The organism is Pseudomonas berkeleyensis, assembly GCF_014109765.1.
Taxonomy (GTDB): Bacteria; Pseudomonadota; Gammaproteobacteria; order Pseudomonadales; family Pseudomonadaceae; genus Aquipseudomonas; species Aquipseudomonas berkeleyensis.
Window position 1 is genome coordinate 2197397 of the sequence record NZ_CP059139.1, and the last position, 13143, is coordinate 2210539.

At 64.0% G+C, this 13143-nt stretch carries 13 protein-coding genes and 1 pseudogene; 10 read left to right on the forward strand and 4 right to left on the reverse strand.

What is annotated here, in order from left to right:
• The first annotated feature begins 1 nt into the window (after window position 1).
• Both HS968_RS10285 and HS968_RS10290 read left to right on the forward strand, forming a co-directional pair.
• On the forward strand, window positions 2–634 hold the full coding sequence (locus tag HS968_RS10285) for a DsbA family protein (RefSeq protein WP_182371161.1): 633 nt from the start codon (window positions 2–4) through the stop codon (window positions 632–634).
• Window positions 627–2408, forward strand: coding sequence for an ABC transporter ATP-binding protein (locus tag HS968_RS10290; RefSeq protein WP_182371162.1), 1782 nt, complete (start codon window positions 627–629; stop codon window positions 2406–2408). The genes HS968_RS10285 and HS968_RS10290 overlap by 8 nt, the downstream gene beginning before the upstream one ends.
• 132 nt (window positions 2409–2540) lie before the next feature.
• Here the strand turns inward: HS968_RS10290 and HS968_RS10295 are convergent, their stop codons facing one another.
• Window positions 2541–3428, reverse strand: a complete 888-nt coding sequence (locus HS968_RS10295; protein ID WP_182371163.1) for a LysR family transcriptional regulator — start codon at window positions 3426–3428, stop codon at window positions 2541–2543.
• Between the two features lie 94 nt (window positions 3429–3522).
• Between HS968_RS10295 and HS968_RS10300 the strand changes: the two genes are divergently transcribed.
• The 8 genes and pseudogenes from HS968_RS10300 to HS968_RS26655 all read left to right on the forward strand — a co-directional run bounded on the left by HS968_RS10300 (window position 3523) and on the right by HS968_RS26655 (window position 11170).
• Complete coding sequence (locus HS968_RS10300) at window positions 3523–4260, forward strand: CTP synthase C-terminal region-related (seleno)protein (protein WP_182371164.1); 738 nt, start codon at window positions 3523–3525, stop codon at window positions 4258–4260.
• Entirely contained in the window at window positions 4257–4583 is a 327-nt protein-coding gene (locus HS968_RS10305) for an antibiotic biosynthesis monooxygenase family protein (protein WP_182371165.1), read from the forward strand. Before HS968_RS10300 ends, HS968_RS10305 begins: the two co-directional genes overlap by 4 nt.
• Window positions 4584–4817: 234 nt before the next feature.
• The gene (gene hppD, locus HS968_RS10310; RefSeq protein ID WP_182371166.1) at window positions 4818–5900 is read left to right on the forward strand and encodes a 4-hydroxyphenylpyruvate dioxygenase; all 1083 of its coding nucleotides are present in this window, start codon (window positions 4818–4820) and stop codon (window positions 5898–5900) included.
• 4 nt (window positions 5901–5904) lie between these two features.
• Window positions 5905–7044 (forward strand): homogentisate 1,2-dioxygenase, encoded by a 1140-nt coding sequence (locus HS968_RS10315; protein ID WP_182371167.1) that lies wholly within the window; start codon window positions 5905–5907, stop codon window positions 7042–7044.
• 144 nt (window positions 7045–7188) lie between these two features.
• On the forward strand, window positions 7189–8175 hold the full coding sequence (locus HS968_RS10320; RefSeq protein WP_182371168.1) for a fumarylacetoacetate hydrolase family protein: 987 nt from the start codon (window positions 7189–7191) through the stop codon (window positions 8173–8175).
• Window positions 8176–8272: 97 nt separating this feature from the next.
• Window positions 8273–8923, forward strand: a complete 651-nt coding sequence (maiA, locus tag HS968_RS10325) for a maleylacetoacetate isomerase (RefSeq protein ID WP_182371169.1) — start codon at window positions 8273–8275, stop codon at window positions 8921–8923.
• Window positions 8924–9307: 384 nt separating this feature from the next.
• Window positions 9308–10264 (forward strand): annotated as a pseudogene (locus HS968_RS26650) (methyl-accepting chemotaxis protein); the annotation flags it as partial.
• Window positions 10265–10465: 201 nt separating this feature from the next.
• Window positions 10466–11170: a methyl-accepting chemotaxis protein gene (locus HS968_RS26655; RefSeq protein ID WP_407681654.1), complete on the forward strand. Its 705-nt coding sequence runs from the start codon at window positions 10466–10468 to the stop codon at window positions 11168–11170.
• 42 nt (window positions 11171–11212) lie between these two features.
• Here HS968_RS26655 and HS968_RS10335 read toward each other — a convergent pair whose 3' ends face one another.
• From HS968_RS10335 to HS968_RS10345, 3 genes are all read right to left on the reverse strand, one after another.
• Window positions 11213–11986, reverse strand: a complete 774-nt coding sequence (locus tag HS968_RS10335; RefSeq protein ID WP_182371171.1) for an SDR family oxidoreductase — start codon at window positions 11984–11986, stop codon at window positions 11213–11215.
• A 139-nt stretch (window positions 11987–12125) separates the two neighbouring features.
• A complete protein-coding gene (tsaA, locus tag HS968_RS10340; protein WP_182371172.1) occupies window positions 12126–12830 on the reverse strand; it encodes a tRNA (N6-threonylcarbamoyladenosine(37)-N6)-methyltransferase TrmO in 705 nt (234 codons plus the stop codon).
• A gap of 10 nt (window positions 12831–12840) precedes the next feature.
• Window positions 12841–13047, reverse strand: coding sequence for a hypothetical protein (locus HS968_RS10345; protein ID WP_182371173.1), 207 nt, complete (start codon window positions 13045–13047; stop codon window positions 12841–12843).
• Window positions 13048–13143: the final 96 nt, after the last annotated feature.

The following is a 13143-nucleotide window of genomic DNA, read 5'->3' on the forward strand; positions in this document are numbered from 1 at the left end:
CATGGCAAGCCGCCTGCTCTACGTGATGGATCCGATGTGCTCGTGGTGCTGGGGTTTTGCCCCGGTCGTCGAGGCGCTCGCCGAGCAGGCTGCTGCGGCAGACGTGCCGTTACAGGTCGTGGTCGGTGGCTTGCGCCGTGACCAGGTGGCCGTCGATGCGGCGGCGCGGGTGAAGTACCTGGGCTACTGGCAGGCGGTCAATGCCAGCACCGGGCAATTGTTCGATTTCCAGCGTGGCCTGCCGGAGGGCTTGGTATACGACACCGAGCCGGCTTGTCGCGCGCTGGTCACCGCACGTCATCTCGATGTCGCCAGCACCTGGGCACTGCTCAAGGGCATCCAGCAGGCGTTCTATACCGAAGGCGTCGACGTCACCCAGGCCAGTGCGTTGGTGCAACTGGCCGAGCAGGCGGGCATCCCGCGCATCGAGTTCGCCGAGGCCTTCGACAGTCAGGCCATGCATGAGGCCACCGCCGCCGATTTCAGCTGGGTGCAGGATCTGGGCATTGCCGGCTTCCCTACGCTGTTGGCCGAGCGCGACGGCCAACTGGCGCTGCTGACCAACGGCTATCAGCCGCTGGAAGCGCTGGCGCCGCTGCTGGGTCGTTGGCTGAAGCGTGCGGCTCATGCCTGATCGGTTGAGCTGGGCTGAAGTCCGTCGTCTGGCCCTGCATCACAGGAAAGCGCTGATCCTTGCCAATCTGGTCGCCGTGCTGGCAACGCTGTGCAGCGTGCCGATCCCCTTGCTGTTGCCGTTGCTGGTCGACGAGGTGCTGTTGGGCGATGGCGATGCCGCGCTCAAGGTGATGGACAACTTCCTGCCGGCCAATTGGGAAACGGCCGCCGGCTATATCGGCTTGATGCTGGTGCTGACCCTGGTATTGCGGGGGGCGGCGCTGATATTCAACGTGTTGCAGGCGCGGCTGTTCGCCAGGCTGTCCAAGGACATCGTCTACCGCATCCGCATGCGCCTGATCGAGCGCCTCAAGCGTATCTCCCTCGGTGAATACGAGAGCCTCGGTGGCGGCACGGTGACCACGCACCTGGTCACCGACCTGGATACGCTGGACAAATTCGTTGGCGAGACGCTGAGCCGTTTTCTGGTGGCGGTGCTGACTCTGGTCGGTACCTCGGCGATTCTGATCTGGATGCACTGGCAGCTGGCGCTGTTGATCCTGCTGTTCAATCCGCTGGTGATCTACGCCACGGTACAGCTGGGCAAACGCGTCAAACACCTGAAGAAACTGGAAAACGACAGCACTGCACGTTTCACCCAGGCGCTGACCGAAACCCTCGAGGCCATTCAGGAAGTGCGCGCCGGCAATCGCCAGGGCTTCTTTCTCGGTCGCCTTGGCGGGCGCGCTCGTGAGGTGCGTGATTACGCCGTGGCCTCGCAGTGGAAGAGCGATGCCTCCAACCGCGCCAGCGGCCTGCTGTTCCAGTTTGGCATCGACGTGTTTCGCGCTGCGGCGATGCTCACCGTGCTGTTTTCCGACCTGTCCATCGGCCAGATGCTCGCGGTATTCAGCTACCTGTGGTTCATGATCGGGCCGGTGGAGCAACTGCTTAGCCTGCAATACGCTTTCTACGCCGCTGGCGGTGCGCTGACGCGAATCAACGAGCTGCTGGCGCGCAAGGACGAACCGCAGTATCCCGGCAAGGTGAATCCGTTCAAGGGGCGTGAAACCGTCGGCATCGAAGTGCAGGGGCTGACCTTCGGTTACGGCGAGGAGCCGGTGCTCAATGGCCTGAACCTGTCCATCGCACCAGGTGAGAAGGTGGCTATCGTCGGTGCGTCCGGTGGCGGCAAGAGCACGCTGGTGCAGCTATTGCTCGGCCTCTACACACCGCAGGCCGGCAGCATTCGCTTCGGCGGTAGCAGCCAGGAGGAGATCGGCCTGGACTGCGTACGCGACAACGTGGCGGTGGTGTTGCAGCATCCGGCGCTGTTCAACGACACGGTGCGCGCCAACCTGACCATGGGCCGTGAACGTAGCGATGAAGCCTGTTGGCAGGCGCTGCGTATTGCGCAACTGGCCGATACCATCGAGCAACTGCCGCAGGGGCTCGATAGCGTGGTTGGCCGCAGCGGTGTGCGCCTGTCCGGTGGCCAACGTCAGCGTCTGGCGATTGCCCGCATGGTGCTGGCCGAGCCTAAGGTGGTGATCCTCGACGAAGCCACATCAGCGCTGGACGCCGCCACCGAGTACGCGCTGCACGAAGCGCTGGCGCAGTTCCTCAATGGCCGCACCACACTGATCATCGCCCACCGCCTGTCTGCGGTGAAACAGGCTGATCGCGTCCTGGTGTTCGACGGCGGCAGCGTCGCCGAGGATGGCGGTCATCAGCAGTTGATCGCCGAAGGCGGGTTGTACGCCAAGCTGTACGGGCATTTGCAGCAGGGCTGATGCCTCTGTTGGTGCGCATGGCGCACCCTACGGGCGGGAGTTTGTAGAGTGCGCCGTGCGCACCGCGGCGATGATAAGCGTCAGGCCATGTCGAGCAGCGCGGCAGTCCGGAGAAATCCGGGGGAGCCCGTGTCAACCGGCCCCGGATTGCATCCGGGCTACGCTCGCCATCAACGCTTCGCCCAATTCGTCGAACAGGCTCTGTACCGAGCGCAGGGCACGGCAGTCCGGGCGGGTAAGTAGCCAGAGCTCGGTATCGCAACCGGGCAGGGCCGAGGTCAGCGCCTGCAATTCCGGCTGGCTGCGCAGGACGAAATCCGGCAATGCCGCCACACCCAGCCCTGTACGGGCCAGCTGCGCCACGGCATGCATGCTGCTGCAGCGATAGGCGGGCGTCACTCCGGGCAGTTCATGCATGCGCCATAGCACCGTGGCGTGGTCGGGCATCGATTCATCCGGAGCGATCCATGGTTGGCGGCTCAGGTCGCTGCGATCCTGTCCGTCATTTCGTGCACAGACGACATAGGACACCGAGCCGAGTCGCCGGCCGACCAAGTGTTCTGGCGGCTGTCTGGTCAGGCGCAGGGCGACGTCGGCATCGCGTCGGCTGAGGTTGGCGAAGTCATTGGAGGTGACCAGCTCCAGCGCCAGTGCCGGGTAGTTCGGCATGAAGCGCGCCAGCGCCGGTAGCAGCAGGCTGCTGAGTACGGCGTCGGTACAGGTCAGCCGCACCGTGCCGCTGACCACCTGTTTGCCCTGTTCCAATGCCACACGCGCAGCATCCAGCGCCTGCTCGGCCTGTTCCGCCTGCTCGGCGAGAGCCTTGGCGGTGTCGGTCGGCTCATAGCCGCGCCGGCTCTTTTCGAACAGCGCCACGCCCAGGGCGGCTTCCAGTCGGCGGATGGAGCGGAACACCGTGGAAACGTCGACCTGCAGCAACTCGGCCGCACGGGCCAGGGAGCGCCCGCGTACCAGTGCAAGTACCAGGGTGAGGTCGGTGTGATCGATCTGATATTGCATTCGTGCAATCTCTGCTTGTCTGTTCGCCAATTATTATTGCGCGAGCGCCATCTTATAGTGCTGTACAGACCGCCAAGCAATAGGGGGAGCGCGCATGTACAGCAAGTGTCGAGTCAAGATTGCCCTTGTCGGGGATTACAACCCGGCGATTACCGCCCACCGGGCCATTCCCGAGGCGCTGCGCCTGGCCAGCGAGGCGCTGGGTGTGGCGGTCGAGCCGCACTGGTTGGCGACTGACAGCATCGTCGATGACGCCGCCCTGGCGGACTACGACGGCATCTGGTGCGTGCCGGGCAGCCCCTACGCGGCTACCGACGGCGCATTGCGGGCGATTCGTTTTGCCCGCGAGCAGGGCGTGCCATTTCTCGGCACCTGCGGTGGCTTCCAGCATGCGCTGCTGGAATATGCGCGCAACCAATTGGGCTGGACGGATGCCGAGCATGCCGAACTGTCGCCGCAAGCCCACACGCGGCTGATCGCACCGCTGGCCTGCTCGTTGCTGGATATCAGCGAGCGCGTGCACCTGGTGTCAGGTTCACGCATCGCCGAGCTGTATGGCGTGCGTGAGATCAGCGAGCAGTACCTGTGTCGCTATGGTCTGGTCGATGCCTTCGTCGAGCCGCTGATGGCGCAGGCGCTGAAAGCCTCCGGGCATGATGCAGCCGGTGCAGTACGCGCCATCGAACTGGAAGACCATCCGTTCTTCATCGCCACTCTGTTCCAGCCCGAGCGTGCGGCCCTGGAAGGTCGGGTGCCGCCGGTGGTGGCCGGCCTGGTGGGTGCCTGCGCGGTGCAGTCGGTGCACGAGGCGCAGTTGGAGGTGGCGGTATGATCGCCGCCACACCGGAGCCACCCTACTACGTGGTGATGTTCACCTCGCTTCGCACCGACGTGGAGGAGGGCTACGGGGAAGCGGCGCAGCGCATGCTCGAACTGGCGGCCCAGCAGCCCGGCTTTCTCGGCGTGGAGTCGGCGCGCAGCGATGGCCTGGGCATCACCCTGTCCTATTGGCAGAGCGAGGAGGCCATTTGTGCCTGGCGCGAGCATGCCGAACACCGCCTGGTGCGCGAGCAGGGACGCAGTACCTGGTACGAGTCCTTCGTCACGCGGGTGGCCAAAGTGGAGCGCGCCTACAGTTTCACGAGTGCGCGGTGACTACCGACGGCAAGTTTGCTGGCCAGGCTGTAAGGAAAAATTTACGGATGTAAGGGGGTTGCTTGGCTTCCCCATCATCCTGAGCAGGGTGTAAGGAAAATTTGCCATTGCTGTGATCTACAGCTGTGGCGGGGTGTCACAAGCCGTCTTGAGCGGGGCTCTTCGCTCGGTTGTCATGAGGTTGTCCGCAACGCATTCGTGCGTGTGCCATAACAATGACAATCAGGAGGCGAGATGACCGCCGTGGCCAAGATCGAGCAGCACAACCCCATCGGAACCGACGGTTTCGAATTCGTCGAATTCACTGCACCCAGTGACGAAGGCATTGCCCAGCTGCGCCAGTTGTTCACCGCCATGGGCTTCACCGAAACCGCCAAGCACCGCTCGAAAGAGGTGTGGCTGTTCCAGCAGAACGACATCAATATCGTGCTCAACGGCAGCCCTACCGGCCACGTGCGTGCATTCGGTGAAAAACACGGCCCCAGCGCCTGCGCCATGGCCTTCCGGGTGAAGAACGCTGCCCAGGCCGCCGCTTATGTCGAGCAGCAGGGCGCCACGCTGGTGGGCAGTCATGCCAACTTCGGCGAGCTGAACATTCCCTGCGTCGAGGGCATCGGCGGTTCGCTGCTGTATCTGGTCGACCGCTATGGTGACAAGAGCATCTACGACGTCGACTTCGAGTACGTTGCAGGCCGCAGTCCCAACGACAACGCTGTCGGGCTGCAATGCATCGACCACCTGACCCATAACGTGCGGCGTGGGCAGATGGACGTCTGGTCTGGCTTCTACGAGCGCATCGCCAATTTCCGCGAGATCCGCTACTTCGATATCGAAGGCAAGCTCACCGGCCTGTTCTCCCGTGCCATGACCGCGCCGTGCGGCAAGATCCGCATCCCGATCAACGAGTCGGCCGACGACAAGTCGCAGATCGAGGAATTCATCCGCGAATACCACGGCGAGGGCATTCAGCACATCGCGCTGTCCACCGACGACATCTATGCCACCGTGCGCCAACTGCGCGCCAATGGCGTGGACTTCATGACCACCCCGGACACCTATTACGAGAAGGTCGACAGCCGCGTCGCCGGTCATGGCGAGCCGACCGATGTGCTGCGTGAACTGAACATCTTGATCGATGGAGCGCCCGGCGATGACGGCATCCTGCTGCAGATATTCACCAACACGGTGATCGGCCCGATCTTCTTCGAGATCATTCAGCGCAAGGGCAATCAGGGCTTCGGCGAGGGCAACTTCAAGGCCCTGTTCGAATCCATCGAGGAAGACCAGCTGCGTCGCGGTGTGATCTCCGAGGAGTGATGCCATGAGCCGTCAATGGATTCGCTTTCCCCTGCGTGAGGGTGAGTGTTCGCGTCAGGCGCATTGCGACCTGCCGCAGGGCACCTACGAGCGCGAAATGGGCCGCGAGGGTTTCTTCGGCCCCACCGCGCACCTGCACCACAAGCATCCACCCACTGGCTGGATCGATTGGGAAGGCCCGCTGCGCCCGCACGCGTTCAACTTCAACGACATCCCCAGTGAGCGCGATTGCCCGCTGGCGGCGCCGCTGACGTTGCACAACGCCGACGTCAAGCTGCGCGTCTGGCGCACCCATGGCGCCATGCGTCACCTGGTGCGCAATGCCGACGGCGACGAGCTGTTGTTCGTCCATGAAGGCAGCGGGCATTTCTACTGCGACTTCGGCCACCTGGAATACCGCGACGGCGACTACCTGCTGATCCCACGCGGCACCGCCTGGCGTATCGAGGCCAGCACGCCGAGCTACTTCCTGCTGATCGAGAACACCGACGGCGCCTACCAGTTGCCGGACAAGGGCCTGCTCGGCCCGCAGGCGATCTTCGACCTGGCGGTACTCGAACACCCGCATATCGATGAGGCTTTCAAGGTGCAGCAGGACGAGAGCACCTGGCAGATCCGCATCAAGCGGCGCGGCCAGATCAGCACCGTGACCTACCCGTACAACCCGCTGGACGTGGTCGGCTGGCATGGCGACAACACCGTGGTGCGCCTGAACTGGCGCGACATTCGTCCGCTGGTCAGCCACCGCTACCACCTGCCGCCGTCGGTACACACCACCTTCGTCGCCAATGGCTTCGTGATTTGTACCTTCACCCCGCGCCCGGTGGAGTCCGACCCCGGCGCGCTCAAGGTGCCGTTCTTCCACAACAACGACGACTACGACGAGGTGCTGTTCTATCACCGTGGCAACTTCTTCAGCCGCGACAACATCGAGCAGGGCATGGTCACCCTGCATCCGTGCGGCTTCCCCCATGGACCGCACCCCAAGGCGCTGAAGAAGAGCCAGGTCGATCCGGCCACCTTCATCGACGAGGTGGCGGTGATGATCGACACCCGCCGCGCCCTGGAGGTGAGCGATGCCGCTGCTGCGGTGGACGTGGCCGAGTACGTCAATTCCTGGCGTGCGCCGGGTATACAAGGTTAAGGGCGGTCACCAATCGTTCCCTCTCCCCTCGGGGAGAGGGTTAGGGAGAGGGGGCTAGCAACCACGCCCTCTCCCCCGGCCCCTCTCCCACAAGTGGGAGAGGGGAGAACAGCCCGCACGCGAACAGACGAATAGGTAGGAACCATGAAACTCGCATCACTGAATCAAGGCCGCGATGGCGTGCTGATCGTCGTGTCCCGCGACCTGAGTCGCGCCGTGCGCGTACCGCAGATCGCCGCCACCTTGCAGGCCGCGCTGGACGACTGGGCCGTGGCCCGGCCGAAACTGGAGGCGGTCTACCAACGCCTCAACGATGGTTTGGAAGAGGGCGCGTTCGCCTTCGATCAGGCGGCCTGCCACAGCCCGTTGCCACGCGCCTACCATTGGGCCGATGGCAGTGCCTACGTCAATCATGTCGAGCTGGTGCGCAAGGCGCGCGGGGCCGAGATGCCGGAAAGCTTCTGGCATGACCCGCTGATGTACCAGGGCGGTGCCGATGCCTTCATCCCGCCACATAGCCCGATCCGTCTGGCCGACGAAGCCTGGGGCATCGACTTGGAGGCCGAGCTGGCGGTGATCACCGATGACGTGCCGATGGGCCCCACGCCGGCCGAAGGCGCTGGGCATATTCGTCTGCTGATGCTGGTCAACGACGTGTCGCTGCGCAACCTGATCCCCGGCGAGCTGGCCAAGGGCTTTGGTTTCTACCAGAGCAAGCCGTCGTCGAGCTTCTCCCCGGTGGCCATCACCCCGGACGAGCTGGGCGAAAGCTGGAGGGACGGCAAGGTGCACCGGCCGCTGGTTTCACACATCAACGGCACGTTGTTCGGCCAGCCGAACGCCGGCGTGGACATGACCTTCAACTTCCCGACTCTGGTGGCGCATGCCGCCAAGACCCGCCCACTGGGCGCCGGCACCATCATCGGTTCGGGCACGGTATCCAACTACGACCGCAGCGCAGGCTCCAGTTGCCTGGCAGAGAAACGCATGCTGGAGATCGTCGAGCAGGGCGAGGCGAAGACGCCATTCCTCAAGTTCGGCGACCGGGTACGTATCGAGATGTTCGACGCCGCCGGCCAGAGCCTCTTCGGCGCCATCGACCAGGTGGTGGAACGCTACGATGCCCGCTAATTCGTAGGAGCGGCTTTAGCCGCGATGTTCTTGGCGTCTTCAAGATCGATCGCGGCTGAAGCTGCTCCTACAACTTGCGTTTCGAAAGGAATCCGCAATGTTGAAACTCTACGGCTACTGGCGCTCCAGCGCCGCCTACCGTGTGCGTATCGCCCTGAACCTCAAGGGCCTGGCCTACGAGCAAGTGCCGGTGCATCTGGTCAAGGACGGCGGCCAGCAGCACGCCGCCGAATATCGCGCGCTGAACCCGCAGGGCCTGTTGCCGCTGCTGGTGGACGAGGAAGGCGGCGGTGTACGCATCGCCCAATCACTGGCGATCATCGAGTACCTCGAAGAAATCTTCCCGCTGCCGGCGCTGCTGCCAGCCGACCCGGCCGAGCGTGCCCAGGTGCGGGCGCTGGCGCTGCACATCGCCTGTGATGTGCACCCGCTGAATAACCTGCGCGTGCTGCAATACCTCTCCAGCGAGCTGGGTGTCGATGACAAGGCGAAGAACGCCTGGTATCGGCACTGGGTCGAGCTGGGCTTGGCTGCGGTGGAAGAGGGGTTGGTGGCGTTCGACGGGCGTCTGTCGCTGGGCTCGCGGCCAGGCTATCTGGAGGCCTGCCTGATCCCGCAGTTGTACAACGCACGGCGTTTTGCCTGTGATCTGGCTGCCTACCCGCGCATTCTCGACCTGGCGGCGCGCTGTGAGTCACTGGAGGCTTTCAGCTTGGCCGCACCCGAGGCGCAGCCCGATGCTCAATAGGATTTGAGTTATCGGTGCTCGCCTCAATACCCCCTGAATCTGTCCTGAGAGGGTGGCGAAAAATCGCCGAATGCTCGGCATCAACCAGCGGATATTTGCCGACTCAGGCAAATACCGCACTTCTTAGCGTCAATGGTGCGTGCATGATTTTGGCGTTTTGCCAGCACTCAAGCCGCGCCATCTTCTGGCCGATACTCAGCCATAGTCCTGGCACAGCAGTTGCGTGGGTTATCGACCAAGTCGTGCCCTATGAAGGTGTGACGTTATAAGAAGAACTTGGAGCTGCCGTTTATGTTCAAGCCTGTCGCACGTCTATTCGCCAACCTTGCCGTCGGCAAGAAACTCTTCATCGGTTTCGGTCTGGTTCTGCTGCTGACCGCCGCCATGACCGGTAGTGGCTTTCTCGCCGTGCAGGCTGTGCTTGGCGGACATGAACAGGTCGGCAAGCTGGGGCAGGTGAATCAGGAGATCCTCCAGGCGCGCAGGCTGGAGCGTAGCTTCGCCATCGAGCAAACCCCTGAGAGTGCCGAGCGCGTTCATGCCAGCCTGCGTAAGGTCGAGGCCATGCTGGCCGACTTCGCAAAGAATTCCGCCATGGTCGAAGGCACGCGTATCCAGACCATGCAGCAGGCCGTTGATGAGTACCTGAAGCAGTTCGACAACTACGTCGCCCAGCAGGGCAAGGCGCGCGAGGCGCGTCAGGACATGCGCGATGCTGCCGGCGAGGCGCGCGATCGTTTCGAAATGATCGAACTGGACATGTACGACGCCGTGCGTGAACTACGCCTGCAGGGCGACCGCCTGCGTGGCAGCGATCCGTTGACCCTGGCGGAAACCGCTTCCGGTCTGAGCAAGCGCATGCTCGACCTGCGCAGCTATGAAAGCCTCTACATCATCGACGGCTCGGCCAAGGCGCTGGAGGAGTGGGAGTACGTCAGCGACGACCTGCAGACCGTCGCCAACAGCCTGATGGTCTGGCTCAATGACGATCAGAAAGCCTCTATCGAGACGGCCCTGCAAGCCCTGACCCTGTACCAGCGTTCGTTCCAGTACTACCAGCAGATTCGCAGCCAGAACGAGGCCACCGAGAACGCGATGATCGAGCGCGCCCGCTCGGTACTCGGACTCGCCGAGGCGGCGCAGGCCAACGCCGAACAGGGCATGCTCGACGACAGTCGGCGAGCGCTGACGATGCTCGGCGTCATGGGCGCTGCGGCGGTGATCTTCGGGCTGTGCGCCGCGCTGTTGATCACCCGTCTGATCGTCGTACCGCTGCGCCAGACCGTAGGTTTCGCCCAGCGTATTGCCGCCGGTGATCTCAGTCAGGACATTCCCCAGGATCGCCGTGACGAGGTAGGCCAATTGCTCTCTGCCATGCAGGACATGACTGTCAGCCTGCGCAGCCTGGTCGGCCGTATCGGTGGCGGCGTCGGGCAGATCGCCGCCGCTGCCGAGCAGCTCTCGGCAATCACCGCGCAGACCAGCGCTGGGGTGCAGACGCAAAAACTCGAGACCGAGCAGACCGCCACCGCCATGCACCAGATGGCCGCCACCGTGCAGGAAGTAGCGCAGAACGCCGAGCAGGCCTCGCTGGCGGCGCGTGATGCCGACCTCGAGGCGCAGCAGGGCAACCGTGTAGTGCAACAGGCGGTGGATCAGATCGACAACCTGGCCAATGAAGTGGAGCAATCCGCCGAGGCCATAGCCGCGCTGAATCAGGAAAGTGCACGTATCGGCAGCGTGCTGGAGGTCATCCGCAATGTTGCCGAGCAGACCAATCTGCTGGCGCTCAACGCTGCCATCGAGGCGGCGCGCGCGGGGGAGCAGGGCCGTGGTTTCGCCGTGGTCGCCGACGAAGTGCGTGCGCTGGCCAAGCGTGCGCAGGACAGCACCGAGGAAATCGAAGGCCTGATCGCCGGCCTGCAGAGCATGGCCAAGGGCGCGGTGCAGCAGATGGACAGCAGCCGTGACCTGACGCGGCGTACCGTCGAGCTGGCAGGCGAGGCGGGCGATGCCCTGGGGCGCATCACCCAGGCGGTCAGCACCATCGAACAGATGAATCAGCAGATCGCCGCAGCCGCCGAGGAGCAGAGTGCGGTAGCCGAGGCGATCAACGAAAGCGTCACCCGCGTGCGTGATATCGGTGAGCAGAGTGCCACCGCCAGCGAGCAGACCGCTGCCTCCAGTGCGGAGCTGGCGCGGCTCGGTGTCGAGCTTCAGGGAATTGTGCGGCAGTTCCGTACCTGAAAGGCAGGAGGCGGCGTGCCGCCTCCTGCTCGTTAACGTGCTTCAGCCCAGGTGAAAACCGCCGTCGATGGGGATGACGGTGCCGGTCATGTAGGCGCCTGCGCTGCCCGCGAGGCTCAGCGCCAGGGCGGCCATCTCTTCCTCGCGGCCCCAGCGTTTCATCGGAATCACTGCGGTGTCGGCAGCCAGCGCCGCTTCGTCCTCGGCGATGAAACGGGTCATCTTGCTCGGGAAGCGCCCCGGGGCGATCACGTTGACGTTGATGTGCTCGCCCACCAGCTCCTTGGCCAGCATGCGCGACAGCTGGTGCAGCGCGGCCTTGCTCGGGCCATAGGCATAAGCCTGTTCCCCCATGGCGCTGATGCCGGCTACCGAACCGATATTGATCACCCGTGCCGGGCAATCCGCTGAACCGGCCTTGCGCAGCAGCGGCAGCAATTGCTGGATGCAGCCGAATACCGAGGTGACGTTGAGCTGCATGACTTTTTCCCAGCCCTTGGCCGGGTAGCTTTCCAGCGGCGCGCCCCAGGTGGTGCCGGCGTTGTTGACCAGGATGTCGAGCTTGTCGATGCGCCCGGTCAGCTCGGCAGCCAGGGCCTGTACGCCTTCCTCATCGGAGAGGTTGGCGGTGATGCCGGTGCACTTGCCGAAGGCGGAAAGCTCGGCGGCGGTCTGTGCGCAGGCTTCGCCGTCGCGGGCACAGACATAGACGTGGGCGCCGGCTTCGACGAAGGCCTTGGCTATCATCAGACCGATGCCGCGGGTGCCGCCAGTGACCAGGGCGGTGCGCCCGGCAAGGGAAAAGTACGGATGCATGAACAGGCCTCGCAGGATGGTGAAGCTTCACCCTAGGGCCTGGCGACGCGGAAAGCAGGCATCATTGCCCACCGAAATGCCTGCTCATGCGCCAAACCCTCCGTAGGGTGCGCCGTGCGCACCGCTGGCGCTGTCGACGCTATGCGATGTTCGCTGCCTTCTGCACATCCAGCACCCGGATGCGCCCCGGCTCGGGATAATGCCAGTGCACGTCCAGATCCCAGAAGCGCGCGCCATAGCGTCGTTCGGGCTCTGGTTGCTGGTAAGCCGGGCGCGGATCTTGCGCCAGGCATTGCTCGATCAGTTCCACCAGTGGCTCGTTCAGGCGCAGCGCGTGTTGGCGCGCCAACGGCAAGGCATCGGCTTGCCACTCCACGGGGATCAGTCGCGGCGCGGCATCGGCCATGGCGTTGTGCGCATCGTTCACGCAATCGGCGTAGGGCACGTAGGGTTTGATATCCAGCACCGGCGTGCCATCGAGCAGATCGATGCCCGACAGGTGCAGGCGACCTGGCTCGACCCTTTCCAGGCGCACCACCGACTGACCAATACCGTTGGGGCGATGGGTGGCGCGGGTGCTGAACACGCCGACCGACTGGTTGCCGCCCAGGCGTGGCGGACGCACCTTCAGGCGCGGCTTGTCTTCCAGCGCCTGATGAAACAGAAACAGCAACCAGACATGGCTGACCTGCTCCAGGCCCTGCACAGCCTCGCCCTGATCGAAGGGCGGCAGCAACTCCAGCACGCCGCGTGCGGCAGGTGCCAGGTGCGGCTGGCGGGGGATGGCGAATTTTTCCTTGAAGCAGGAGCGGACGATACCGACCGGGGAAACCAGATGCTGCATGGCGTTCTGCTTAGCGCCTGGAGACCGGTGCGTCATGCGCCACCCGGCAGCCAGCATCGCGGAACGGGCCGGTGAAACGAATCCAGCCTTCGCCAGGGCTGACCTGGGCGCAGGTCAGATGGCCGTCGACCTTGCTCTGCCAGAGGAAGAATGGCGCCGGCGCGGCGAAGGCGGACAGGCTCAGGGCGAGCAGGGTGGTCAGAAGCAGGGTGCGCATGGCGGCAATCTCCAGGGCGTGAGCGCGTAGGGCGGGTGCGACCCGCCGGATGGTCTATGGCGGGTTGCACCCGCCCTACGGCATTTGCAGGCTTAG